General features: G+C 35.2%; 29 protein-coding genes. 20 read left to right on the top strand and 9 right to left on the bottom strand.

Translation table 11 applies throughout. From position 1 onward, the window contains the following. The 6 genes from BR72_RS25560 to BR72_RS10685 all read left to right on the top strand — a co-directional run. A partial coding sequence (locus BR72_RS25560; protein ID WP_156107938.1) for an IS3 family transposase occupies positions 1–186 on the top strand: 186 nt, incomplete at its 5' end. 289 nt (positions 187–475) lie between these two features. After that, a complete protein-coding gene (locus tag BR72_RS10705; RefSeq protein ID WP_035432818.1) occupies positions 476–1,162 on the top strand; it encodes a class I SAM-dependent methyltransferase in 687 nt (228 codons plus the stop codon). A 422-nt stretch (positions 1,163–1,584) separates the two neighbouring features. Next, on the top strand, positions 1,585–2,262 hold the full coding sequence (locus BR72_RS10700; RefSeq protein ID WP_051957302.1) for an AzlC family ABC transporter permease: 678 nt from the start codon (positions 1,585–1,587) through the stop codon (positions 2,260–2,262). Then, positions 2,253–2,570 (top strand): AzlD domain-containing protein, encoded by a 318-nt coding sequence (locus BR72_RS10695; RefSeq protein ID WP_035432814.1) that lies wholly within the window; start codon positions 2,253–2,255, stop codon positions 2,568–2,570. Before BR72_RS10700 ends, BR72_RS10695 begins: the two co-directional genes overlap by 10 nt. A 100-nt stretch (positions 2,571–2,670) precedes the next feature. Then, on the top strand, positions 2,671–2,883 hold the full coding sequence (locus BR72_RS10690) for a DUF3951 domain-containing protein (RefSeq protein WP_035432812.1): 213 nt from the start codon (positions 2,671–2,673) through the stop codon (positions 2,881–2,883). A 141-nt stretch (positions 2,884–3,024) separates the two neighbouring features. Beyond that, positions 3,025–3,204, top strand: coding sequence for a hypothetical protein (locus tag BR72_RS10685; protein WP_035432810.1), 180 nt, complete (start codon positions 3,025–3,027; stop codon positions 3,202–3,204). Positions 3,205–3,229: 25 nt separating this feature from the next. On the opposite strand, the gene BR72_RS10680 is transcribed toward BR72_RS10685, so the two are convergent. From BR72_RS10680 to BR72_RS10665, 4 genes are all read right to left on the bottom strand, one after another. Then, on the bottom strand, positions 3,230–3,826 hold the full coding sequence (locus BR72_RS10680; protein WP_035432808.1) for a dienelactone hydrolase family protein: 597 nt from the start codon (positions 3,824–3,826) through the stop codon (positions 3,230–3,232). Between the two features lie 3 nt (positions 3,827–3,829). Next, positions 3,830–4,150, bottom strand: a complete 321-nt coding sequence (locus BR72_RS10675) for an antibiotic biosynthesis monooxygenase family protein (RefSeq protein ID WP_035432806.1) — start codon at positions 4,148–4,150, stop codon at positions 3,830–3,832. A gap of 678 nt (positions 4,151–4,828) precedes the next feature. Next, positions 4,829–5,008 carry an H-type small acid-soluble spore protein gene (locus tag BR72_RS10670; protein WP_035432804.1) on the bottom strand — a complete coding sequence of 60 codons (180 nt, stop codon included), beginning with the start codon at positions 5,006–5,008 and terminating at the stop codon, positions 4,829–4,831. Between the two features lie 106 nt (positions 5,009–5,114). Next, positions 5,115–6,329, bottom strand: coding sequence for a helix-turn-helix domain-containing protein (locus BR72_RS10665; RefSeq protein WP_035432801.1), 1,215 nt, complete (start codon positions 6,327–6,329; stop codon positions 5,115–5,117). A 115-nt stretch (positions 6,330–6,444) separates the two neighbouring features. On the opposite strand from BR72_RS10665, the gene BR72_RS10660 reads away from it, so the two are divergent. The 4 genes from BR72_RS10660 (at position 6,445) to BR72_RS10645 (ending at position 9,214) form a co-directional block, all read left to right on the top strand. Next, the gene (locus BR72_RS10660; protein ID WP_035432799.1) at positions 6,445–7,719 is read left to right on the top strand and encodes an MFS transporter; all 1,275 of its coding nucleotides are present in this window, start codon (positions 6,445–6,447) and stop codon (positions 7,717–7,719) included. Positions 7,720–7,816: 97 nt separating this feature from the next. Beyond that, entirely contained in the window at positions 7,817–7,978 is a 162-nt protein-coding gene (locus BR72_RS10655) for a hypothetical protein (RefSeq protein ID WP_035432844.1), read from the top strand. Between the two features lie 183 nt (positions 7,979–8,161). Continuing rightward, complete coding sequence (locus BR72_RS10650; protein WP_035432797.1) at positions 8,162–8,734, top strand: histidine phosphatase family protein; 573 nt, start codon at positions 8,162–8,164, stop codon at positions 8,732–8,734. 90 nt (positions 8,735–8,824) lie between these two features. Continuing rightward, on the top strand, positions 8,825–9,214 hold the full coding sequence (locus BR72_RS10645) for a hypothetical protein (protein ID WP_035432842.1): 390 nt from the start codon (positions 8,825–8,827) through the stop codon (positions 9,212–9,214). 43 nt (positions 9,215–9,257) lie between these two features. Here BR72_RS10645 and BR72_RS10640 read toward each other — a convergent pair whose 3' ends face one another. The 3 genes from BR72_RS10640 to BR72_RS10630 are packed head-to-tail and all read right to left on the bottom strand — an operon-like array spanning position 9,258 to position 10,887. Then, the gene (locus tag BR72_RS10640; protein ID WP_051957297.1) at positions 9,258–10,151 is read right to left on the bottom strand and encodes an alpha/beta fold hydrolase; all 894 of its coding nucleotides are present in this window, start codon (positions 10,149–10,151) and stop codon (positions 9,258–9,260) included. A 12-nt stretch (positions 10,152–10,163) separates the two neighbouring features. Continuing rightward, the gene (locus tag BR72_RS10635; RefSeq protein WP_035432795.1) at positions 10,164–10,493 is read right to left on the bottom strand and encodes a DUF3147 family protein; all 330 of its coding nucleotides are present in this window, start codon (positions 10,491–10,493) and stop codon (positions 10,164–10,166) included. Then, positions 10,477–10,887, bottom strand: coding sequence for a MarR family winged helix-turn-helix transcriptional regulator (locus BR72_RS10630; protein WP_156107937.1), 411 nt, complete (start codon positions 10,885–10,887; stop codon positions 10,477–10,479). The genes BR72_RS10635 and BR72_RS10630 overlap by 17 nt, the downstream gene beginning before the upstream one ends. A gap of 150 nt (positions 10,888–11,037) precedes the next feature. Between BR72_RS10630 and BR72_RS10625 the strand changes: the two genes are divergently transcribed. Beyond that, entirely contained in the window at positions 11,038–11,838 is an 801-nt protein-coding gene (locus BR72_RS10625) for a hypothetical protein (protein ID WP_035432791.1), read from the top strand. A gap of 180 nt (positions 11,839–12,018) precedes the next feature. Here the strand turns inward: BR72_RS10625 and BR72_RS10620 are convergent, their stop codons facing one another. Beyond that, entirely contained in the window at positions 12,019–12,651 is a 633-nt protein-coding gene (locus BR72_RS10620) for a hypothetical protein (RefSeq protein ID WP_035432789.1), read from the bottom strand. 758 nt (positions 12,652–13,409) lie between these two features. Here BR72_RS10620 and BR72_RS10615 point away from each other — a divergent pair. The 3 genes from BR72_RS10615 to BR72_RS27075 all read left to right on the top strand — a co-directional run bounded on the left by BR72_RS10615 (position 13,410) and on the right by BR72_RS27075 (position 14,649). Continuing rightward, positions 13,410–13,580 (top strand): Fur-regulated basic protein FbpA, encoded by a 171-nt coding sequence (locus BR72_RS10615; protein WP_035432788.1) that lies wholly within the window; start codon positions 13,410–13,412, stop codon positions 13,578–13,580. Between the two features lie 481 nt (positions 13,581–14,061). After that, a complete protein-coding gene (locus BR72_RS27080) occupies positions 14,062–14,439 on the top strand; it encodes a GNAT family N-acetyltransferase (RefSeq protein WP_231559705.1) in 378 nt (125 codons plus the stop codon). Continuing rightward, on the top strand, positions 14,440–14,649 hold the full coding sequence (locus tag BR72_RS27075) for a GNAT family N-acetyltransferase (RefSeq protein WP_231559704.1): 210 nt from the start codon (positions 14,440–14,442) through the stop codon (positions 14,647–14,649). A gap of 177 nt (positions 14,650–14,826) precedes the next feature. Here BR72_RS27075 and BR72_RS10605 read toward each other — a convergent pair whose 3' ends face one another. After that, complete coding sequence (locus BR72_RS10605) at positions 14,827–16,806, bottom strand: IucA/IucC family protein (RefSeq protein WP_035432787.1); 1,980 nt, start codon at positions 16,804–16,806, stop codon at positions 14,827–14,829. Positions 16,807–16,936: 130 nt separating this feature from the next. Here BR72_RS10605 and BR72_RS10600 point away from each other — a divergent pair, with 130 nt between their 5' ends. From BR72_RS10600 to BR72_RS10575, 6 genes are all read left to right on the top strand, one after another. Next, entirely contained in the window at positions 16,937–18,130 is a 1,194-nt protein-coding gene (locus tag BR72_RS10600; protein WP_269320425.1) for an MFS transporter, read from the top strand. Continuing rightward, the gene (locus BR72_RS10595) at positions 18,111–19,919 is read left to right on the top strand and encodes an IucA/IucC family protein (RefSeq protein ID WP_231559702.1); all 1,809 of its coding nucleotides are present in this window, start codon (positions 18,111–18,113) and stop codon (positions 19,917–19,919) included. The genes BR72_RS10600 and BR72_RS10595 overlap by 20 nt, the downstream gene beginning before the upstream one ends. Positions 19,920–19,933: 14 nt before the next feature. Beyond that, entirely contained in the window at positions 19,934–21,031 is a 1,098-nt protein-coding gene (locus BR72_RS10590) for an alanine/ornithine racemase family PLP-dependent enzyme (RefSeq protein WP_035432786.1), read from the top strand. A gap of 141 nt (positions 21,032–21,172) precedes the next feature. Further along, positions 21,173–22,135 carry an ABC transporter substrate-binding protein gene (locus BR72_RS10585; protein WP_051957296.1) on the top strand — a complete coding sequence of 321 codons (963 nt, stop codon included), beginning with the start codon at positions 21,173–21,175 and terminating at the stop codon, positions 22,133–22,135. A gap of 13 nt (positions 22,136–22,148) precedes the next feature. Further along, the gene (locus tag BR72_RS10580; RefSeq protein WP_035432785.1) at positions 22,149–23,180 is read left to right on the top strand and encodes a FecCD family ABC transporter permease; all 1,032 of its coding nucleotides are present in this window, start codon (positions 22,149–22,151) and stop codon (positions 23,178–23,180) included. Beyond that, positions 23,177–24,154 (top strand): FecCD family ABC transporter permease, encoded by a 978-nt coding sequence (locus BR72_RS10575; protein WP_035432783.1) that lies wholly within the window; start codon positions 23,177–23,179, stop codon positions 24,152–24,154. The genes BR72_RS10580 and BR72_RS10575 overlap by 4 nt, the downstream gene beginning before the upstream one ends. The last annotated feature ends 13 nt before the right edge of the window (positions 24,155–24,167 follow it).

Here is a 24,167-nt window from a genome sequence, read left to right as displayed (position 1 = left end):
AACGCCTGTGTAGAATCCTTCTTTTCGCACCTCAAGACAGAGAAGTTGTATCTACACCAGTGTAAATCAGAAAGTGAGTTAAGACAAGCCGTCGAAGATTATATTTACTATTATAATTATCAACGATTTCAATCTAAACTCAATCAGCGTGCGCCGATTGAGTTTAGACACGCACTAGCTGCATAGCTTTTTTATATTGTCTACTTGACAGGGATAAGACCATCTACAATAAATTGAGAAATTAGGCTTTTTAATAAGAAAAATAGGATACATATTAACAGAATGCACTCATAGATGGAAATATGATATAAGACCATTAGGGTTTATCATATTTGGCGAGAAGACCCCCACCTCAAGCGCACATGAATGGCCCCCATAAAGTTAGACGGGTTTTAGGTGGGGGTAGTTCAATTGGAAGTGAATGTAATAGTATTGAGTTTTTTTATGTTAAAATAAGGAAGGGGGAGTGAAGAAAATGAAATTAGATATTGAAAGAGTTGTATTTATTGGTCGTACGTTTGAAGAATATTGTGATATGTTCCAATTATGTGATGAGGACATACAAAATAAGAAAATACTAGATTGTCCAGCTGGTGCTTGTTCATTTACTGCAGTCGCAAATGCAAGGGGCGGAGATGTAACAGCTTGTGATGTTGTCTATCAATTTGATGGGGAAGCATTATATGAAAAAGGATTACAAGATGTAATACATACGATGGAACATATAGAAAAAGCAAAAGATAATTACATATGGAATTATTTTTCTAGTGTAGAAGATTTACAGAAGCACCGTTTAGAAGCACTTCAAGTTTGCAGAGTGGACATGAAATATAATCCAGAGAAGTATGTGTATGCTACGTTACCAAAGCTACCTTTTCAAGATGAAGAATTTGATATGGTTTTATCAGCACACTTTTTATTCATGTATGGCGATCGCTTCGATTATGACTTTCATGTTAATACGATTACAGAATTGCTCCGCGTTGCGAAACAAGAAATTAGAATTTTCCCCTGTATCGATTTAAAGGGTGAACGATATGAATTTTTAGACGAACTCATAGAAAATTTACGAAACAAAGGATGCAAAGTAGCGGAGGTTCAGGCCCCATATGAGTTTCAAAAGAATGGGAATACGATGCTGCAAATTAAGAAGGGTTGTTAGTATATGAAAATGGGACAATCTTTATATATAAGCTAAAAACCTCTGTCTGTTTAGCAAGGAAGAGAGCCTCTGGCCGCGCATAGAAACGGTCAGTGCTTTTCCCTACCAACATGCAAGGTTTAAAACAAAAGGAGAAAGCAAGTGCGAATTACATGATGTATTCTGCATAGTAGTGACTTATATATTGAAAGATTAAAATGGAATAAGACGACTATAAAAGCCGTCTTATTTTGTTGAATATTCAGAATGTTCTTGGCTACGTTAGATTCTTTTTTTATATTAGTAGGTATAACTATAACGACTAAAGTCAGTGTTAAGGATTAGTAAATCTAGATAGGTGCCGGGAAGTGGAAGGATGCGATTTTGAAGGAGGGATTGAGGTGGAGCGAGCAACAGTTTTGCAGGCGCAAGATGACACGTTTATGCAAGGCGTGAAAGACTGTTTGCCGACAGTTCTTGGTTATTTAAGTATCGGGGTTGCATCAGGTGTTATTGAAAAAACAGCAGGATTTTCATTAACAGAAATTGCACTTATTTCTTTACTCATTTATGCAGGTTCGGCACAGTTTATTATGGCTGGAATGTTTGTAGCAGGCGCACCGGCTTCTACTATTATTTTTACAGTTTTCTTCGTGAATTTAAGGCATTTTTTAATGAGTGCAGCATTAGCTCCCTATTTAAAAAAAGTATCAGTTTGGAAAAACATAGTGATTGGTTCGCAGCTTACTGATGAAACATTTGGTGTTGCAGCCCAGCATGTAACAGGAAAGCAATATATAAGTGAAAAATGGATGCTCGGTTTAAATTTGACAGGTTATCTGAATTGGGTAGTCGCAAATGTCATTGGCGGTATTTTAGGAGACTGGATACCAGATCCGCACACATACGGGATGGATTATGCGATTCCCGCAATGTTTATTGGCTTATTTGTTTTACAACTTGTAAGCAATCGACCGAAGATATTTGTCCATCTTTGCGTTGCCATTGCATCTATGATCATTGCATACGGTGCCCATTTCTTTGTATCAAATAACGTAGCTGTTATTATTGCTACACTTGCAGCAGCGACAATTGGGGTGGTGATTGAAAAATGGAAGTAAGATGGGATTTATTACTTGTTGTGCTCGGATCTGCGATTGTCACATTGCTTCCGAGAGTTTTACCACTGCTTGTATTAAGTAAAGTAGAAATTCCAGAATGGGGATTGAAATGGCTTAATAATATTCCAATTGCAATATTAGCCGCATTGTTGGCACAAACGTTATTTATGCATGAAACGATGAAAGTAGATTATGTAGTAGCAGCTATTCCAACCTTCCTTGTTGCGATTTTCACACGTAGCTTATTGGGAGCTGTACTAACGGGAGTCATAGCGGTGTTTTTGTTGCGTTTATTTCTGTCGATATAATAGCGAACCTTCTTTTTAATAGAAGTTTCAGTTTTTAGAAAGAGGAGTATTTCAGATTATATCGAACTTTGTAGTATAACGATTACTTGGGGAGGATGCCATGATTATACTAGCAAGCGGAGTTGTTATGTTTATGCTTTTTCTCTGTGTTGTAATAGGATTTACTGTATATAAAATGCGTGTTCAAAAAGTGACACCTCAAATTTACTACACGCCATTTGATTCCATTAGCGCACAATCGCGTGTGGAATTTCATAAAGAGCAGGAAGATAGGGAAGAACGCACGGATGAAGGGGAAGATAACGATAGATAAAAACTATTTTATGTTGAAAGGGCAAAAATGAAATAGTTTAAAATAATTTGTATTACTAGTGTTGTAACAATTTTGATTCTGCTTGGAATCTCTATTTTTTCACCCTACAATGTTTTAAATCGTGTTCATGCAGAAGGGATTTTGCAAGAAAAAGAATTAAAAGATGAATTTGAAAATAAAAACGTAAAGAGCGTTATATATAAAGGTGATCATACTTATGTTGTTAAAACGGATACGAAGGAATATGTTGTAATTCAAGAATACTACACATTTATGAACTATAAATGGAAGGTATATGAACTTCAAAAAACGTGGGGTTAAAATAAACATAACAGAGGAGTAGGTCCTACATCTCTGTTATGTTTTTAAGAAACGAACGGATCATCTCACCCCCTTGATTCGCAGCTTCCTCGTTGTAAGCTTTTGAAAATGGATCAAGAAATCCATGTTCTCCATTAAGTTGCTTTATATGGAGACGTGAATGACCTTTACTTTGTAAATTTTCAATTAAAGTAGAAACCGAAAAGCTAGTTTCGTTTGCTGGGAATAATAAAAGCGTCCGGCATTTCGGTACAATATTTGTGTAATCACGAATACGTGAACCATAACATCCAATAACAAAATCAATTCTAGAATCTTCGCTACATAACCAAGCTATTGTTGCGCCAACGCTAAATCCGAGAACTCCTACATACGTATAGTTATTTCGTAGTTTAGTGAGCGTATCTTCAATTTGTTGTTTCCCCTGTTGCAATCCAACGTTTTTAATAAAATATAAATATGCTTCTGATTCCTCATCGTAATGAAAAGGAAGAGAGCGATATAATAAATTTGGACAAATAACATCAATAGTAGAAGAGGAAAATGTACGAATAACATGCTCCATATGTTGATTGACTCCGTATATTTCATGTAGAAGAAGAAGAGCAATTTTCTGTTTCATAGATTAAGATTCTCCCTTTGTAATACGATATTCTCTTTCAACGAGACAAATTCTGGTATGAAATTGTTCATACCATTGTTCTCTACCTCTTTTTCTGGCAATGGTGTGGGCAGCGTGTTCTTTCCACTGCTTGATTGCTTCAAGCGATTCCCAGTATGAAATAGTAATACCAAATCCAGTTTCATTACGGACACTTTCAACATCGATAAATCCGGGTTGCTCAGCGGCTAGCTTTACCATTTCATCTGCGACGATTTCATAATCGGCAGTTTCAGATGATAGTTGCGAAGTGAAAATGACAGCATAGTATGGAGCTTTGTTCATTGTATTTCCCCTTTACTTTAAATTTTTGTAACTATTCAGTCGCTCTATGAAAAAAGGAAGAAAAGCATTTTTTTAAATGGTCTGGGAGGGACTGGCGATGTATAGGAGCGGTCAGGGCCTTTTTCTGTCACGCGCAATGTTTGAAAACAAAGAGATGCAGCAGGGAACATTGCCATTTGTATCTTCATAGCAGCAATTTACATGCTGAAAAATGAAAATAATATAGGTAAGTGTATTTTTTACTGGAATCATCCCCCTTACCAAACTTCTAAATGAAATGTATGGCTGAGTAGTTACAAATTTTTCTTTTTAGTTTATCACGAAAATCTGAATAGTTCGTTATTTTTATTTGAATTAAATATTAATTTCATTTACCGTAATGAATGTAAAATGAAGCAAGAGAGAAATATATATCCATTTTCCTTTCTTGACATATAAGTCGCTGCTATGCAGAACACAACATGAACGCTACTGTTTTTCTCTCTTTGTTTTAAACATCGCATGTGGCAGAAATAGACCCTGACCGCATCTAACACGGTCAGATGCTCTTGTCCCCCTTAAAAAGAGCGGTTTTTTTATAGTTACATCGGAAATAAGAAAGTTCCTTAATGGAATAATTACCTACAAGTGTTGAAAATAAAAAATCCCCCACTTCAAAATAAAATGAAGTGGGAGCTCTCATATTTCCTCTAAGCTGTTTATTGGAACAGTAAGTTCACGATTTGGATTCGTTGCTTCGTATACGCGTGCAGTTTCATTTGTTTCATCGACATGTTGAATCATAACAGACATTCCTTGAAATGTTACACTTGTTTGTTCCATTGACTCTGAAATTTCTTTTGCTCTTTGAGTGTTCATTGTCAAACTCCTCTCTGTATCCGATTGGTAAATCATCAAGATGGAAGTTTTCTTGTACTATTATTTTTTCTAAATACAAGGAATAATATACCAATTGGTAGAGAGTTTAAAGTTTTTGAATCATTTGTAATGTTTCTTCAGTGAAAGAATTGAACACCGGAGCATGGTAATCTTGCATAGCATTGTGTGCTTGTTTTGCTTCATACAGTGCTTGTTTTTTATTTTCTAGGTGCATATAGCATAGTGCACGAAATGAGCCTGCTGTAGTCAATAATGCTTGGTCTATTGGATGGTGCGTATAAGTAGGGATTGTCACTTGCTCTAACTCATGTAATGCTTCATGATAACGCCCTAGACCATATAATGCTTTTCCTTTTTCCAGAAAATAAAAACCGTTTTTTTCGGGTTCTAATTTTGTGATAAGCTCTTTTCCATATGTTTCAATATGAGAAAGCGCGGCTTCATATTGTTTCGTGATCGTATTATGAAAATAAGCTTCCAAGAGATGAAGGGTGGTTAATGACACCGTATTTTCTGTAAAGATGGCAAATTGCTTTGATTTCTCTAAATTGTGTAAATATCCTTCTGTATCTTTAACTAATATAGCTTGAAAAGATAAAATACGATAAAAATCATCCATTTTATAGTACACTTGATTTTTTTTAGAAAAATCAAGTGTTTGTAAAAGGATATCTTTACATTCCTCATAATTTCCAAGTGCTAATAATATAAAAGCTTCATACAAAAAAAGGTTAATTTGCATGATTAAGTCCATCTCTAAAAGTTTTTCTTTATATTCATCACGCAAAGAATGAATTAATTGAAAGCATTCATTAAATTTTTTGTGCCGAAACAATGAATGGTAGGCGATAAGCTTTGTTTCTGTACTTTCTCGATATAAAGCATATTTTTCAAAAATGATGATTGCTTTTTCGATATATGTATGTACATCGTAGTTTCCTGTATAAGTTACTACTCGTGCATATTGTTTATACAAACGTGCAGCATTTAATGTAGACGGCAATTCATCATGCACAATAGGATGAAGGATTTCGTATACCTCTTTGAAACGCATATCTTGTATATATTGTTCCATCTTTTGTACAAGAGCAGCAAGTTCACTAGCTTCTTCTTCTAATAAAAAGCTTGCATCGCAGCCGAGTTTGTCAGCGAGATAATGAAGAGTCTTCATAGAAGGAGTCGCTTTCCCATTTTCAATTTGACTGAGCATACTTTTTGTTAGTTCTGTCCCAGCAAGTTCAGATTGGGTAAGTTTCTTTTCTTTTCGTAATGTCCGTATTTTTTCTCCGAGAGTAGCCATGGAACTTCTCCTTTTATAAAAAAGTTAAATATAATTAAACTTTTGTTGTCAAATTCTGAGAATTGATTATATAATAAGTTTAACATAATTTAACTTTTGAGGGGAGAGTGATTGTATGGAAGGTGTATTAGAAAATCAAGATAATACACGATTGAAAATGGCGACGCGAAATATTGTATTGATGATGATCGGAAAATTATCATCAATACTTGGGGCAAATATTTATACGTTTGCAATGGGACTGTACGTTTTAAAAACGACAGGATCTGGCATGGGATTCGCAATTACACTTGTTTGTGGTTCCGTTCCGCGTTTGATTAGCGGACCAATTGCCGGAGCAGCAGCAGACCGAATTAACCGGAAGAAGCTCGCTGTTGGAGCAGATTTATTAAGCGCTCTTATTATGTTCACCATGTTTTTGCTTTCCACTTCATTTGGACTTTCATTAATCTTCATCTATGTATCCGCAGCACTGTTATCAATATGCGCAAGCTTTTTCTCTATTGCTTTAACATCTTCAATTCCATCTCTAGTTGATACAACACGTATTCAAAAAGCAAATTCATTAAACCAAACAGCTACATCGCTTGCAACGATTTTAGGACCGGTTATTGGTGGTCTAGTATACGGCTTATTTTCTATAAAATTCTTTTTCTTACTAAATGGTATTACATTTGCTTTGGCGGCGATGGTAGAAGTATTTATGGTCTTTGATTTGTATAAAGCAAACAAAAAAGAAGATAAGGATCATTTTTTAACGAGCATAAAAGAAGGTTTTATATATGTGAAAAAGCAAAGTGATCTTTTTTCGATGCTGAAACTGTTACTTTGGATCAATTTCTTTTTTTGTGCAATTACGGTCTCACTTCCGTATATTATTGTTCAAAAATTATCACTTTCTTCTCAGCAATTTGGCATAATTGAAGGAATGTTTGCGGTTGGGATGTTAATGGCCTCTATTATTTTATCCGTTCGAGCGGAGGCAACAAATAAGTTTCAGACGATTCGCAGGAACCTTTTCATACTAACAGCTTTATTGTTTTGTATTGCATTACCAATGTTTCTTTCATTATCTAAAACAATGATTTTCATATATTATATTACCCTTATGATTCTATTTGGGGTGAATCTCATCACAATTAATGTTCCAATGCAAGTGTACGTTCAAAAAACGACGGTACCTGAATATTTAGGACGTGTATCCGGATTAATTGAAACGATTGCAACCGCAATTATGCCTCTTGGAACAATTTTGTATGGTGTACTTTTAGACTATATACCAGCATCCACTGTTATTTTCATATCTGCGTTTGGACTGTTTGTTGTTGTTTTCTTTGGAACGAAGCAATGGAAGGATATTGGGCATCAAGAGGGAGTATCTATGTCATAAAAATGAACAGTCATTGTTACAAAAATATGAACTTCCTACATTTGGAGAAAAAAAGGAGTATACTAGTATCATAATCCAATTACAAGGAAGTGTCGTAATGAGTACGGTTAGTGCTGTATATGGAGTTATTCTTTCTTCTCTTTTTGTTTCTTTCATTATAGGCGTAACACGCTATATTCATAAGTGGAAAGAAGGAATTGCCAAGTTAGACCATATTGAAGAAGAAGTAAGTGATTTCATGTTACACCACGGGAAGTAAAATTTACAAAATCTATTATTCGTAAAGTTTTTAATCTTATAATTTTATTATGTAAACAGAAAAAGCATGGTGTTCGAATAAAACATCATGCTTTTTTTCTAAGTAAAGTATGATATCACATTATTATTAAACTTGGATAAATACAGATAAAAAGTGATAAATAAAGTAAAAGGGGACAAGGGAATGACTACTATTTATTTTGTACGGCATGCGCATTCTACATATACACCAGATGAGAGGGAAAGACCATTATCTGAGAAAGGTTGGCAAGCTGCAGAGAGAGTAACAGAAGTATTGAAAGATGAGTCTATAGATGTTGTAATTGCTAGTCCATATAAAAGGGCTATTCAGACGGTAGAAGGGGTTGCCGAGCATTTTCAATTATCAATGGAATTAGAGGAAGATGTAAGAGAGCGTTTATTAAGTTTGCAGCCTGTTCAAGATTTTGAACAAGCTATTACAAAAGTATGGGAAGACCCTACGTTTCATTTAGAAGGTGGGGAGTCGAATGTTATCGCTCAGGAGCGCGGAGTTTCTTGTATAATGAAAATTCTAGAGAAACATAAAGGGAAAAATATTGTAATAGGAACACATGGAAATATTATGGTCCTTATCATGAATTATTTCGATTCCAAATACGATTTTTCATTTTGGAAGGAACTACAGATGCCTGATATATATAAACTGACATTTACAGAAAATCAACTTGTTCAAGTAGAACAAATTTGGAAAGAAGGCTTTGTAAAGAATGTATGAAGATTGACGAAAAAAGCAGGAGATGATAGAGCAGTTATAGAAATAAATGGCTGGAATACAAAAGTTTTTTTAAAAAAGGAGGCTGTTCATATGTTCGAGAAAAACAATCGATTTTCATCCATGCCAGGAGAAACTGTAGAAGTTTACAACGTGTATGAGATTTTACCACCTGACGGAACGATTATTGGTATGGCAACACCTGAAGAAATGGAAGTTGCTGCAGAACTGGAACTAAAGCATTATGCCTTTTCACGTTTAATGGAAGCGAATATTCAATTAGACGGTGCCTCCTACAAAGAAATGCTTGAAGAATTCGAAGACTATGAAAGAAAGTCAATGGCTTTCTGGCGGGCATTGCATGGAAGATTATCTGTGCCATGGGCATGGGTATTACGTGTTGATGTCGCAAACGGTCCTATTCATGTAAGTACTGGGAACTTGTTTTATGATGTTGAAGAGCTAGAAGAAGACTTTGAATAATAGGAAGAGGAAAGTAGGAAGGATACTGCTTTCCTCTTCTTTTTTACAATTTATGTAAATTTTTTATTTCTTCAATTATAATATCAGGTCGATCTACCTCAATAGAGTGTCCCGATTTAGCAGCAACAAAAAGGTGGCTTTGTTTTGAAAGTGTAGTTTGTTCATGAATCAGTTCTTGCCATACAGTTTCTAAGGATACGGCTTCTTCATAAGGAATACCATCTTGTACTGCTAGTTGGATAGAATGATGGGCATCTCTTCCAATAATTATTAATGGTATGTTAGGGAATAGTTGCATACTCTTCATCTTTTGAGCACAATCTTTCCAATGTATGATTTCTGAGGAAACGGCTTTATAAAGGGCTGAAGAGATTGAAAAAGATAGCAATAGTTTTTGGATTTCAACAGGTAATGTCGTTTGTGCAGTTGTTAGTTTTGGGAATACTTCTTGTTGTAATTGGGCGGTATTTAAATCGGCATAGTATAAGCATTTTTCAATCCATTTTTCATCTGAATCTGTCTCATCTAATGTAGGTAAGTCGAGTTCATCTAAGCGGTGCAGATTCATAGATGTTGAATCTACGAGAACAAGCGTAGTAACTAGTTTAGGATAAAGCATCGTAAAATGTTGTGCACATAAACCGCCATAAGAATGCCCAACTAAAATAATCGGTTCTTGGATGTGTAAAACATGTAACAATTCTCGTAATTCATCCGCGTTTTGCCCAGTTGTCCGCTCTTTCCCATTTAATTCGCTAGTCCCGTAGCCAGGTCGATGAAACAAAACAACTTTGTAGTATGGGGAAAGTTCATTTGCAATTTTTATCCAATTATAAAAGGAGCAAAACATCCCGGTTTGAATCAAAACAGTTTGTTTACCTTGTCCTGTTATCAGCACTTCAACTTTTTTTTCGAAAACATCTACATGCGTAATCAAAAAAACGCCTCCTTAAGTTTGAAAATATCTCTGACACGCTAATAATATTCCCCATACTCCTATACCGAATAAAATAGAAGTGCTAAGTGAAAATGAGTTGCGAAACCCTAAATAAACAATGAATAAAAGTAAGGCTGATGCAGGGAATCCATATAACACGCCAAGTGCAAAATCACTTAATTTTTCTCGTGAACCACCTTCAACAGAAATCCAAAATAAACTGAGCAAACTAATTAACGGAAGTGCGGCAATGAAGCCGCCAAGTGTACTATAATGTTTGGCAACTTCCGTAACGCCCCCAATAATAAGTGCAGAGACGATCACTTTAATGATAAAAGACATCGTAAGCCTCCTTTGCTAATAATTCGAATGCAGATTGAATCAGTTCTTTTTCTTCTTCAGATAATTTCTTTTCTATTTGTTTTAGTTTTGCCTCATCGAGCAATGTGTGTGTAGCTAATGCTCGTTGTCCTTTTTCTGTTAGCTTTACAATTACAACTCGTTCATCCTGTTGACTACGCTCCTTTATGACAAACTCTTTTTGAATTAATCGTTTAATATGTTCAGAAGCAGTGTTATGTGAGAGTTGCAGTTTTGCTGCGATTGCACTAATGGTTTGGGCTTCTTGGCGAGAAATCATTTGTAAAATACGAATGGCTTGGTGAGTTAAATTTTCTTCATACTCATGACGGAGATAAAAATAAATTGTTTCCCAATGTTTATTTATTTGCATAATTCCAACTCCTTTTTTATATCGTATTATACGATATAATTGTTTGTAAAGATATATATGGTTTTATTTGCAAAATTTTTCATTGAAAAAGTATCTTTTTTTTAGTAGATAATATAAGCTTATCTTAAAATCACAATGAAACGAGGGATGGGGATGAAGGCTGCACATACCTTTAAATGGCTTGGTGATGAAAAAGCGTATTTAAATGAAATTCATATTGAAAAGTTAGGTCCTCTTTCTATCGGATTATATGACGGGAATACAAATGAAGATGCTGTGCTTGCTTGGTATGATCCACATGGTTCATGGGAATTTGTGATGATTTTTGATGCCGAGCATACTATTGAAAGGGCAAAGTTTATTATAGATATAATTTGTGAAAGAAAAGAGAAATTACTACAACTGTTTTCATATCCAAATCATTTAGTTTTTCATCATACACACATGTATTTATTATCGTTATTTACAGATGAAACATTTATTAAAAAAAGTGAGAAGATGCCAGAACAAACAGATTGTCTCATTTGTTTTCGAAAAGACCAGTTTGTGTATTGGTTGTCAGTAGGAGAGTGCTTCATTTATTTATTTCAACAAGAGTCACAACAATGCAAACAGGGCCGTTTAAATGAACAACAGTTTTATGAGCGAATTGGTAGACCAAACATTTTTGCAGTAGAAACGCCTTGTTTTACATCTGGAGTTCGTGAATTACAGAGAGGAACAAATCATATTGTGATAGCAACAGATAAAATCGTTGAATGTAGAGAACAGATATTTGAAGACGACCGTTTATTTTATCAATCGCTTTATGCGGAAGGCACTCTTAATATTAAACGTGTGCTGGAAGAGGTAGATTCTTGGAAAGAAGCAGGAAGTGCCACAATTATAAGTTGGTCTGTTGATATAGAGAATTTAGATTGTACTTGTGAGGGTGATGAACGCAGAGATAAGTAATATGTAAAAGGGAGCTTTCGTGGTGGCTGCCTTTTATCCTGCTACTTGTGGGCAGTAACCCCCATCGCAAGATTTAGAGGGAAACGAGGAAGGTAGCTGGAATAATTGCTGACATATGTCCGATTGGGTGGGCTTTCCATCAGCGGGGGATGAAAAAAACCTACTGATGGAAGTTCCGCTTTAGTTTGCTTCTTTTCTGGGACTCCATTCTTTGTCCATTTTCTTACCCAAAGTACGATCTAATCCCCATTGTGCTTCTCTTGTGTTAGAGTAAATCTCATTATTAAAATCTACTGTATTCCATAATACATCAATATAAACCATGAACAGCATATTTAGAATTTCATCTGTGTCATCATCAAACTTTCCTTTGTATGTGTGTGCTTCCCACTCTGTATAGGAGCTTTTATGTACTGAGCCAACTTGTTCATCATTCTTGAAGATAGAGTAATAATTTCCTTCAAATCCATGTGTATGTTGGTAGATTTTATAGTACTCTTGGTGCACAATTGCTTCCCAAGAATCCTGTACGATATCAAATTTATCAATAAGCTGACCGACATTCGCATTACAAAGTTGTATCCTAAATTTGGAAGGGATAAAACTCTTAATAAATGGAACAAATTTCAATAATACATATATGAAGTTGGTTTCTGTTCCGCTTGCAACGATCTCTTTTTCTCTGTAGAGAGTAATTTTTCTTCTTACAGGAAGAATAACGCGATTTGCTTTTGCAGTGTATGTATTCTTCATATACGGAAAGTTGTAGGTTAAATCCCATTTTAATGGTTTTTGAATCATTGTAATTTCCATCGGTTTCATCCCTTCTGTAGTTACATCCCCGTTTAAAGTAAACTCATTCTTTTTCCAACAAATACAATCTCTTGTAAATATTATATCTTATTAGATTTCTAAGGTGCTATCTAAAGTAAGGAGAAGAAGAAAAATTATTTGCTTCTCCATATTGTTTATATCAAACTATATAGGAATGTGGCAGAGACGACTGCGAAATTTGGTCGGGTCATTAAGATTAGATCTACACCCTCATTTCCTGTTACATAAATATATAAATACAACTTGAAAAACCAACATAAAAACCACTTTTTTTAGATGGGCGAAAGCGTCTGGCCGTGCTTGGAGCGGTCAAGGCCCTTTTCTGCCACAGGCAATGTGAAAACAAAGGGAGCAAACAAGTAGCGTATCACTTTTTGTTTTACATAACGGCAACTTAGATGTTAAAAAATCAAAGTGGATATATATAAATTAAGTCAAAATTGTAATGATCATGGTTATAAAAATATAGTTGCAAAGCTCTATTAAGAAGGAAACTTTCTAGCAAATGATTTGATTAATGAAGTGATTAGACAATAGTCTAAACATAAGAAGTAGGACGCTCAAAAAAATCTTAAAAATTGTCATGAGATCTTTTTTTGGGGCATATATATGTATAATGTGGCCACAAAACGTTCATGTAGTAAATCATTTAGGTGATAATTACACTTCCTAAAAACCTATTTTATAACTGATAAAGGTTATGATTGGTGAATGGTCGAAAGGAGTTTGGAAAAAGAATGAATTATGGGCTTCGTTATGCAGTAGAGAAACGGAAGAAACAATTGATTGAGAAGTTGCTTGATGTAGGTGTATACAAAGTACTAAATAAACAGTTGTATGAATTAACATTAGATGAATTGGAAAAAGAATATCAGGATATTTTAAAATATGAAGGAGTGCAAGCTTAGTGTACTCCGTATTCTCCTTTAAAGAAGAATTCAAGATGATAGATACGATTGGCTATTGGTAAGAGATAAAGAAAGCTTTATTTATGAGCTCCCCTTTCTCAGCGTCATGAGGAGAAAGGGGAGTTTTTTTATAAGCAGTCGTAAATGGAGGGATAGGGTCATGGAATATATCCCAGTTTTCATACATTTCTTGTTATATCGTAAATGATACAAAAAAGAATTTTGACAGTAAATCGAAATTATCACGATTTGCAAATGAGATGTAATGAATATGATACGAAGGGGATGAATTGTGGAAAGAGTTTACAGGATATTTCTGGAACGATAAACTTAAGTAACCCGTAATAATGGATTGCAAAGTGTGATGCTTCCTTTATTTTGGATTACATATAATGGGGGTAGCTGCCAATAACATATACCTATTTTAAAATTTGTTTTTGCCTATTTAAAATGGCGTACAAATTATGATAGGAGTGTAAAAATGATTGAATTAAACACTGAAAGATTAAGACTAATTCCTTTGAGTGCAGAAAATTTGAAATTACTTATTGATAATCCAAAGAAAATGGAACTAAGGTTATCTTTAAGTGAATCAAATAGATTTCTTAGCCTAGAACTTAAACAAGCTATGGAAACAAGGCTTTCAAAGCTGTTAATCGATAAGGAGAATTATATATGGTATACCAATTGGTTAATTGTGTCGAAAGATAAAAACTGTAATGTTGGAGGAATCATCTTAAAAGGTCTTCCAAATGAAAATGGTGAAGTAGTAATTGGTTATTATACTCTTCCTGAATATCAAGGAAATGGCTATATGACGGAAACCGTTAATACTATGAAAAACTGGTTGTTAAATTAGATGGGTGTTATGTACGTTATTGCTGATACTGATAAAGATAACATTCCATCGCACAAGGTATTAGAAAAATTAGGAGCGGAAATGTATAAAGAAACAGATGAATTATACTTTTGGAGATTTAGCCGAAATCCGTTCACTGAAAAAAATAACGAAGAGTCATCATTTTATAGTAATGGCTCTTCGTTAAGGCATCAGTACAATGTTGATTAATAGAATGACAAAACCTTGTTCAATTAACGAGTGTTTCAGTTGAACAAAAAAATGAATTTTTTTACAAAAGAGTAATGCATTAGAATATGTTAAGAGCGTGTTTTGATTAAATCTTTTTCAAAACACGCTCTTTCTTTTTGTTCGTTTAAACAGAGATCAAAAGAATTTGTTTCTATTTCAATCACTTAATGGGTTTTTAACTTTTACATAATAATAAGCATGAGCTTCTCCCATCATCCGCATAAGAGTTAAAGCTTTATAATCTACTTGATTTGCAAAAAAGATAGCATAGTCAGATATTGCACACTCTTTGTAGTTAGCATCTTCTTGTAAATCTACAAAAATATTGTGTAAGACTTGTTTTACTATATTCCATAGCAGTTGTTCATCAAATTCATAGAACTGACTGATATGCAAAAATAATTCCCCAAAGTGATTTTGCATGACAGAGTAGAACACTTTATTCCGCATACTTTTCTCATCATCTACTAAAATTCTTGATTTGTGATGAAACATGTTCAAATCAAATCCTGCATTTTGTAAACGGTTGCGATGAACACGAATACCTTCCCAGTCACGTACGAGTAGTCGATCCGGTGTCCCATCTTTTTTAAAGACAGGAACTGTGTTTTGCAGGTGACCCTCTAAACCGATTCCGTATTTTACCATTAGCGGGATAAAACCGGTAAGGGCATTTGTTACATATTTCTCTATGAATTGAACAACCGCATCTTGTAATGATAGGTCATAGTTCTCTTTGTATAATTCAATTAGTTCTATTATGACTGGTTTATTTGTACCGTGCACAGAAGCGACAAGAGCAGATCCGACGATAGCCCATTCATCTTGATTCACATAAGCATGAATATTATCACGAATGACGCAAGCGAGGTTTTCACTCCGTAATGTTTGGTATTCTTCGCCTATGTCATTTGGATGAAGAAAATGAACGCCAGCTCGCTCCATAATGGGAACAAAACGATTTCCATCAATCATTTTATCTTGCGTAACAATTTGTTTTAAAATGGTGCTCATAATTGGTCCGTTATGAATTGTTTGTTCTGATAATGTTCGTACTTCCCCGGTTAAATGAATATTTGTTGTTAGTTTATAATGGGGTCTAATCGTATCATACTTTGCAGGAAAGATCGTCCGAAATGACATCCCCGCCAAATATTTTGCTTTATAATCCAATAAAATAATCATTTGTTTTTCAAGTTCAGTGCTATAAATTTCACGTAACGTATGAGTAGCTTGCCAAGGGTGAATTGGTAATAGGATATAGTCGTCTAGTTTATCACCAAGCTTTAGTTCGGCTTCTACTTGAAGTGCAGGTTCAAAAGAGAATAATACTGCATTCCAATTTTGTTCTTCCATAAAAGCTGAGCTTATGTAATTTTGGTGTACAGCGACAAAGCAGAGTGGAATGATATTTTTAAACTCCGCTGAATAAGCTAATGTTTCTTCTGGGCTTAAGCCCTTCCTCATTTTGGCACCAGGGTGACAAGGGTGTCCTTCTATAACGAGCTGTTCGAAAAAGGCATAAGAATCTCGTGCCTGAGTAGCAGCTTGTAGCGTTGAAGTATTTTCAATTTGTTCATGAAATGTATAAGCAAGTGCTAAATTAGCAGCGCTATTTGTAACATCGTCTTCAAACATATGAAAATAAGTAGGAGATCCTTGCCAATCTTCTTGCATGAGCAAAGCCAATACTTCATTCGGATGCGTAATTTCTTTTTCATTTGATGATGATACGAGAATATATGGTCCACTGATAACTGGTCGTTCAAAAGCATATATGTGTCGAATCGGTATAAGCAGGTATGCGTTTTGCTTCTTGAAATATAGCCCTTGTATCATTGAAAACTCGTCAAATTGATGAGTGTGAGTATTTATATAATCTAGTAAATAATCTGGGCAATACCGTTCTGAAAATGAAGAAAACATTCCTTTATGTTTGCGAAGCAAAATCCCAGTCTCTGTCATACTACATATATTTTCACGTATGAAGGATGAGAGTAATCGTTCCAGTATACCAGCTCGTCCTTTTTGAATCATTTGTTGATAGGTTTCATGTAGTGGTGCGTGATGTTGTTGTAAAAAAGAAAGCAAGTTTTGTTCCTCTAATTCTAATGTTTGAATTGTATTGAGTTGCATAGAAACCACCTTTCTCAAGTTTTTCTATCTTTACAGATAAAAAAGAATATTTTATAGTATTTTACATAGATAATGATAATCAATATCAATTATAAAGAGTGCATGTGAAAATGCAACAAAAAATTTCGGGGTGGTTTTTATTCGTAAACTATTTTTTAGTAGTTCATTTTTCTTATTTATGGGGAATTGGCTTGGAATGACTGCGATCAATTGGTACGTCTATGACCTGTATCAGAGTGCTACATATTTAGGGTGGATTAACTTTGTAAGGCTGATTCCTATTGCATTGTTTAGTGTATATGCAGGGAAGCTTTGTGATCTGTATCCACGTATGAAGTTAATGAAGTCTTATTCATTCTGGGGGCTAGTGGTTACAACTCTACTTGCTATTTATGTTGTGCTTATTACTCCTTCTTTTTTTATTTTTCTTCTTTTTTCATTTGTGAGAGGAGTAATAAGTGCATTAGAAACACCAAATCGGAATACACTACTTTCGGACATTGATACGAACAATCAAATTAGTAAATTAATATCTATGAATTCATTTGTGATGAATGTTTGCCGTTCAACAGGGCCTGCTGTAGCTGGATTTTTAATTGCAGGAGGACATATTGAGCTGACATTTGTGATGCAGGCAATTTGTTCACTTATTGCTTTCATTCTCGTATTACCAATGAAAGATCGGACGATGAAAAAACGAAAAGAAAAGAAAAAAGCAAGCTGGGAACAAATTGTTCAATATTTTTCTCATGATCATATGGGAAAAAATATTTTTATTACATCAATGATTACAATGGCTTTTGGCTTTTCGTATACGACTGTATTGCCTGTCCTTGTTTCTCATCAATTTACTGGAAAAGCGGAAGTGTTTGGCATTGCGATGTCTGCGGCAGCAATTGGTGCGATTATAGCAACGATTATTCTTCCGAGAATATTAGAGTATATTTCAGAAGTTAAGATTTATTACATGAGTTTACTTTTGTTTTCTATTAGTATAGCGCTTCTTATTATTAGTAATATATTTATGTTTTTTATACTACTATTCTCTATCGGTCTTTTTGGACAGTTGTTACGTTCTAGTAATCGTGTCTATTTTCAAAACAATGTTCGTGAAGAAGAACGAGGTCTCATGCTTAGTGTTGTATTAATGGACCGAGGAATGATTCCGCTCGGTTCAATCGTTGTAAGTTATGCAATTGAATATGTGGGTATTACTGAAACATTTGTAATGATGGGGATTTTATGTATGATTCCATTTGCATTTCAATATATAAAAGTGAAAAAACAAAACAGGAAGGTGAAGAATGTTGTCCATTCAAAGTAAACAAATTAATCGAGTACAAGCAGAATATCGTATTTTAAATCGTTTTTGTAATGCGTTAATTCGTGAGAAAAATGTATTAGAAGGTTGTGCTGTGCTAAAGCATGAGCATGGTATTGAAATTATAGATTGTATGAATGAGGCAGAATTATTACTAGAAGTGCAACAAGAAGGGGCGTTTGAACGATACGAATTTACTTTCCCAATTCGCTTTAAAGTAAGAGGGCATGTGAGATGGATTGATTCATTACAAGCATTTTTTGAGGAGGTAGCACCATTCTTTCAGCTTCATGTTTCAGATGCTCTGCAGAAAGAATTATTGAATAGCGTTGAGAACTTAGCACTAGCATATGAGGCATGGGAACAAAAACAAGAATGGGTAAACCAACAACTTGAAACAAACATGATGTTTTTTGCGAAATACAAACCGAATAATTTATACCAGTTCTTTGAAGAATTAAAAAAATGTACGTCATTTGATGAATTATCATATACAGAGTCATTAGTGATTGAAGGACATCCACTGCACCCTTCAACAAAGACGAAACTAGGTTTATCAAAAGAAGAAGTAAAGCGATTTGCGCCTGAATTTGAACAAATTGTTCCATTACATGTATTACTTGTTCATAAGGATGTAGTAGCAGTTACAGGAGATCATTTTGAAAAAGCATTATTATATGAAGTTATGCCAGATTTATATGAAACAGCATATGAAACACTAGTAAATCAAAGAAAACAAATGGAGGATTATTATCCATTTCTTGTTCATCCGTGGCAATATGAACATGTGTTAACAAAGGAGTATGAGACTGATTTAGAGGAAGGGCGTATCATTCCGATGCCATATCAACTTTCGTCCCGGGCGACGCTTTCATTTCGAACGATGAATCTACTAGAATTGCCGTACCATGTAAAGCTTCCAGTACGCGCACAAGCTACGAGTGCAGTTAGAACGGTATCACCAGAAATAACGGTAAACGGACCGATTCTTTCTTCACTGTTTGATATGATTTACGCAAATGAGAAAGAGTTATCACAATCAGTAGTAGTTGTTCGTGAACGAGTTGGAGCCACTTTTACGAAAAATAATGATGTTCATCTAGGAAGGAATCTCGCATTTGTTTTACGAGAAAGTCCACATATATATAAGCAAGAAGGAGAATTACTATGGGTTGGAGCTAGTTTAACCGCAAGTAATCCGTTAAAAGAAGATGAACCAGTGATTGTAGATATTATGCGCACATATTTTGGAACAGAAACGATTAGCAAAAAAGAGGTATTTCATTACGTTGCTCATTATACAGAGAAAGTTATGATTCCTTTACTACAGCTTGTTTTACAATATGGAATTGCATTAGAAGGACATATGCAGAACTCTATTATTGTTACAAAGAAAGGAGAAATTCAGCGTATTTTTGTACGTGATTTAGGAGGCGTGCGAATTCATAAGAAGACATTAGCGAGAGTAGTAGATATTACGAATTTGAAAGAAGCAGTTGTATTTACAGATGATAGAAATGAAGTTTATAACAAGTTTATTCATTCCGTATTACAAAACCACTTTGGTGATGTGTTATTTACGTTAGCTCGTGCGATAGACGACATACAGGAAAAAGAATTATGGAGAATTATTGCTGCGATTGTAAAGGAGTATATGGAAGATGCAACAGAAGAGCAAAAAGCAGCTATCTTCGCAGCGCAAATTGAAACAAAAGCATTGTTTTCAATGCGAATACAAGATCAAGCGAAATCTTATTTGTATACAAAGTTTCATAATCCACTTTGTATGTAGTAGGAGGAAGAAACATGATGCCTATTATGAAAGTAAACCTTTCCAAATTAAAGCATAATGCGATGATGATGAAGCAATTATGTGAGCGCTCAAATTTAATGTGTTTTCCAGTGACAAAAGGGATTGGCGCTGCGAAAGAGGTAATTGAAACGCTTCAAGAGGCAAAGTATATAAGATTTGCTGATTCTAGATTGCAGCATCTTCATCACATTCGTTCTATTGTCGGAAAAGAAGCGGAGCTCTTATTAATTCGTACGCCAGCTTTGTCAGAAGTAGAAGAAACGGTGCTTTGTGCGGATATTAGTTTGAATTCTGAACTAAGTATTATAGAAGCGTTAGGAAGAGCAGCGAGAACATATGGAAAAGTACATCGTGTCATTTTAATGGTTGATTTAGGTGATCTTCGCGAAGGAATGATGCCGCATCAAGTGATAGAAGCAGCGCAAAGAGTATCGAATATACCTGGAATTGCACTCGATGGTATTGGAGCAAACTTTACTTGCTTTAGTGGTGTGATTCCAACTGAGAGTTCTTTGCAAGAACTAACGCAATTAACAAATTTAGTAGAAAAGAAAATAGGCGCACAACTTCGGTTTATCTCAGGAGGTAATTCAAGTTCGTTACCACTAATTATGCAAAAACGACATATTGGACGGGTGAATTCTCTACGGATTGGAGAAGCTATTTTTCTAGGAAAAGAAACAGCTTATGGAAAAAATATTCCCTTTATGTATCAAGATGTATTTTCAATTGAAGCAGAAATCATCGAAATAAAAAGGAAGCCATCGATGCCAAGGGGAGTCATTGGAAGAGATGCGTTTGGCCAAGTTCCGTGTTTTGAAGATAAAGGAGAGCGACTACGGGCAATTGTTGCGATAGGAAAACAGGATCTTGATATTAACGGTTTACGAGCTTTTGATAAGAATATCGAAATTCTTGGTGGAAGCAGTGATCATTTAATTGTTGATATAACGGATAGTACACCGCGCAGCATAGGGGACAAAATGACATTTGTTCCGGCGTATAGTGCATTGCAAAGCGGTATGGTTTCTTCACTTGTACGAAAACAATATGTGTATGATGAAGTGCTGCAAAAAGCGCTTGTTTTATAAAATAAAGATCACATCAGAGTATTATCTATAAATCATTTCAAAAAACATTTTTTTAGGAGAAAATGATAGACAATTTCTAAAATTATGCTATCATATTAAATGAAAATGATTATCAATATTGCTGGTATGGGGGATTACATAATGAATAGGAAAAAAATGAGTACTTTACTTGTAGCTATGTCATTAGCGGTGGGGGCGCTTGCTGGATGCAGTGGAGGAGCAAAAGAAACAGTTAAAAAAGAAGATAAAGCAGAAGCAAAAAATCAAGCAGGATCAGTAAAAATTAAACATGAGTGGGGAGAAACGGAGTTAAAAGAAACACCAAAAAATATAGTAACTCTTGACTTTTCATTTATTGATACATTAGTAGATTTAGGTGTTACACCAGTTGCAAATGCTGGAGTAGGAAAAACGAAAATTCCAGAATATTTACAAGATAAAGCATCAAAAGTTAAAGATGTTGGGGAGCGAAAAGCACCGAACTTAGAAGTTATTTCATCTGTGAAACCAGAGTTAATTATTGCTAGTAAAGATCGTCACAATATGATTCAAAAAGAATTAAAAGATATTGCTCCAACAATTGCATTCGATGATAACAGCTATGAAGAAGTAATGAAAAATATGGATACGATTGCTAAAGCAGTTGGAAAAGAAGAACAAGCGAAAAAGATTCGTACAGAATTACAAGATAAAATTTCAAAAGCAAAAGAGAAAGTAACAGGAAATCCAACGGTACTTGTAATTGGTGCTTTTGATGATGAATTTTCTGTATGGATTAAAGATTCATTTATTGGTTCGTTAATGACAGATGTTGGCGTGAAGTACGCATATGAAGGTAAAAAAGAAAAAACAGAAGGTAAAGCAGAAATTGCTAAAATTACGATGGAACGTCTAAATGAAATCAATCCAGACTATATCTTCTTATATGGAGAAAACGTAGAGAAGTTTAAAAATAATCCGCTATACAATAACTTAAAAGCAGTGAAAGAAAAGCATGTAATTGATGTTGACCGTAATCTTTGGGCACGTGGACGCGGTCCAATTGCAGCAAATAAAATTTTAGATGAGGCACTTCCAGCATTAACAGGTCAGTCTTCTAAATAAGGAGTTGGAGACTTTGTATCATTCACAAACTAGAAGCAGACGGGCGTTACACCCGTATGCTTCTTCTACTTTGCAATTTATTTTCTTTTTTCTACTATTAATAATGGTTGGAGCTCTCTCTGCATTATTTCGTGTAAAAGGATTATCATTTCATAACATAACAGAAGTATTTGCAACGGATACGAAAAATTTAATTTACTATACAGTTTGGCAAGTACGTGTACCACGTGTCGTGCTAGGCGCTTTACTTGGCGCGGCATTAGCTGTTGCCGGATGTCTCTTACAAGGGATTACGCGAAATCCGTTATCTGATCCAGAAAATATGGGAATCAATCAAGGAGCTTCTTGTTTTGTTGTCATTGCCCTTTTAATTTTTGGAGAGAAGGATACGAGTTTCGTTATTTTACTAGCAGCATTTCTCGGGGCTGCTGCAGGTGGGAGTGTGATTTATTCATTAGCATTTCGTGGTGAATATACGCCTTCACGTCTTGTACTTGCTGGCATTGCAGTGAGTCTATTTCTTGGATCATTAACGACAGGAGCGATTTTGTTATACGAAACACAATTAACAGAAATTTTATATTGGATGGCTGGAAAGTTATCAGGGGCAAATTGGCAAGATATAAAAATGATGGTAGTATCGGCAGTACCTGTTATGGTTTTTGTTTTTTTTCTAGCAAATCAATTAAATATTTTATCACTTGGTGAAGAGACAGCGCGTGGACTTGGTGTAAATGTACTTTTGATTCGGAGAGTATTTGCGTTTTTCGTTGTTCTTCTTGTCGGTAGTGCAGTTGCGGTAGCTGGACCGATTGGTTTTATCGGACTCATAGTTCCGCATATTGCAAGAAAACTAATTGGTCAAGATTATCGAATTATTTTACCATTTTCAGCATTGCTCGGCGCTAATCTTCTTGTCATCGCAGATTTTGCAGCGCAGTGGGTGTCTTATCCAGCAGAGACGCCTGTTGGTGTTATAACAGCACTATTAGGTACACCATTCTTCATTTATTTAATGAGAAGGAAGCGAGGTGCTGTGAAATGAAGAAGTTCGGCCGGTTTACAATTGTTATAATAGTAGGATTTATATTGCTAATTGCGCTTTCTTTGCTAAGTTTGCGGCTTGGGGCTGTACCAACACCACTTGCTGAGATTATAGAAGGACTGATGAGAGGAGAAGGTGTTGTACTAAAATATCGTTTGCCGCGGCTTATTATAGCGATTTTAGTTGGAGTTAACATGGCCTTATCTGGATCGATTTTACAAAGTGTAACACGAAATCCGCTTGCAGCACCTGATATTATTGGAGTTTCTGCTGGTGGAGGATTAGCAGCTGTTATTATGCTCCTTATGTTTCCAAGTGTACCAGCAATTATGCTCCCTATTGCTGCATTTGCCGGGGCAATGATTGCGAGTTTGCTAGTGTATGTATTATCGTATCAAAAGGGAGGAGTAGAACCGGAACGTCTTGCACTTTGCGGAGTTGCTATTTCTACGGGTTTACAGGCTCTTATTACATTTATTATTGTGAAATTTGCGGTTGATTCCTCACAAGCTCTTGTATGGCTAAAGGGAAGTTTATATGCAAGATCTTGGGAACATGTTGATATGCTATGGCCATGGACAATAATTGGAGCGGCTATTACATTTATAAGTTATAAGCAAATTAACCTTTTATTATTAAATGAAGAAACAGTAAAGGGGTTAGGTATGCGTATCAATGTTGTTCGTCTTGTGCTGATCGGCGTAGCTGTTGCTTTAGCTGCAAGTTCAGTAGCAGTAGCGGGGACAATTAGTTTTGTGGGGCTTGTTATCCCACATGCGGCGCGTCTACTTGTTGGATCGGATAGTAGATTGTTCTTACCAATTTCAGCATTACTCGGTGCATTACTCGTTACGGGGGCAGATATGGTAGGAAGGATTATTATCCCGCCAATTGAAATACCAGCTGGTATTATTACAGCACTCATTGGCGCACCATATTTTATATATTTACTCGTCATTAGAAAAGGAACATAGTCTCCTATAAAAA

The organism is Bacillus sp. UNC322MFChir4.1 (assembly GCF_000746135.1).
Taxonomy (GTDB): domain Bacteria; phylum Bacillota; class Bacilli; order Bacillales; family Bacillaceae_G; genus Bacillus_A.
The sequence above is the reverse complement of the archived record's forward strand: the minus strand, read 5'-3'. Positions and strand labels throughout refer to the sequence as shown.

Bases quoted from the DNA above. Each gene is read 5' to 3' on its own strand.
- BR72_RS10620 (WP_035432789.1), bottom strand. From the start codon at position 12,651: ATGGAAATTACAATGATTCAAAAACCATTAAAATGGGATTTAACCTAC.
- BR72_RS10670 (WP_035432804.1), bottom strand. From the start codon at position 5,008: ATGAACACTCAAAGAGCAAAAGAAATTTCAGAGTCAATGGAACAAACA.
- BR72_RS10700 (WP_051957302.1), top strand. From the start codon at position 1,585: ATGCAAGGCGTGAAAGACTGTTTGCCGACAGTTCTTGGTTATTTAAGT.
- BR72_RS10605 (WP_035432787.1), bottom strand. From the start codon at position 16,806: ATGCAACTCAATACAATTCAAACATTAGAATTAGAGGAACAAAACTTG.
- BR72_RS10655 (WP_035432844.1), top strand. From the start codon at position 7,817: ATGAGTACGGTTAGTGCTGTATATGGAGTTATTCTTTCTTCTCTTTTT.
- BR72_RS10660 (WP_035432799.1), top strand. From the start codon at position 6,445: ATGGAAGGTGTATTAGAAAATCAAGATAATACACGATTGAAAATGGCG.
- BR72_RS10650 (WP_035432797.1), top strand. From the start codon at position 8,162: ATGACTACTATTTATTTTGTACGGCATGCGCATTCTACATATACACCA.
- BR72_RS10705 (WP_035432818.1), top strand. From the start codon at position 476: ATGAAATTAGATATTGAAAGAGTTGTATTTATTGGTCGTACGTTTGAA.
- BR72_RS10590 (WP_035432786.1), top strand. From the start codon at position 19,934: ATGATGCCTATTATGAAAGTAAACCTTTCCAAATTAAAGCATAATGCG.
- BR72_RS10675 (WP_035432806.1), bottom strand. From the start codon at position 4,150: ATGAACAAAGCTCCATACTATGCTGTCATTTTCACTTCGCAACTATCA.
- BR72_RS10585 (WP_051957296.1), top strand. From the start codon at position 21,173: ATGAATAGGAAAAAAATGAGTACTTTACTTGTAGCTATGTCATTAGCG.
- BR72_RS10615 (WP_035432788.1), top strand. From the start codon at position 13,410: ATGAATTATGGGCTTCGTTATGCAGTAGAGAAACGGAAGAAACAATTG.
- BR72_RS10690 (WP_035432812.1), top strand. From the start codon at position 2,671: ATGATTATACTAGCAAGCGGAGTTGTTATGTTTATGCTTTTTCTCTGT.
- BR72_RS27075 (WP_231559704.1), top strand. From the start codon at position 14,440: ATGGGTGTTATGTACGTTATTGCTGATACTGATAAAGATAACATTCCA.
- BR72_RS10695 (WP_035432814.1), top strand. From the start codon at position 2,253: ATGGAAGTAAGATGGGATTTATTACTTGTTGTGCTCGGATCTGCGATT.
- BR72_RS10595 (WP_231559702.1), top strand. From the start codon at position 18,111: ATGTTGTCCATTCAAAGTAAACAAATTAATCGAGTACAAGCAGAATAT.
- BR72_RS10645 (WP_035432842.1), top strand. From the start codon at position 8,825: ATGTTCGAGAAAAACAATCGATTTTCATCCATGCCAGGAGAAACTGTA.
- BR72_RS10680 (WP_035432808.1), bottom strand. From the start codon at position 3,826: ATGAAACAGAAAATTGCTCTTCTTCTTCTACATGAAATATACGGAGTC.
- BR72_RS10665 (WP_035432801.1), bottom strand. From the start codon at position 6,329: ATGGCTACTCTCGGAGAAAAAATACGGACATTACGAAAAGAAAAGAAA.
- BR72_RS10635 (WP_035432795.1), bottom strand. From the start codon at position 10,493: ATGTCTTTTATCATTAAAGTGATCGTCTCTGCACTTATTATTGGGGGC.
- BR72_RS10625 (WP_035432791.1), top strand. From the start codon at position 11,038: ATGAAGGCTGCACATACCTTTAAATGGCTTGGTGATGAAAAAGCGTAT.
- BR72_RS27080 (WP_231559705.1), top strand. From the start codon at position 14,062: ATGATTGAATTAAACACTGAAAGATTAAGACTAATTCCTTTGAGTGCA.
- BR72_RS10575 (WP_035432783.1), top strand. From the start codon at position 23,177: ATGAAGAAGTTCGGCCGGTTTACAATTGTTATAATAGTAGGATTTATA.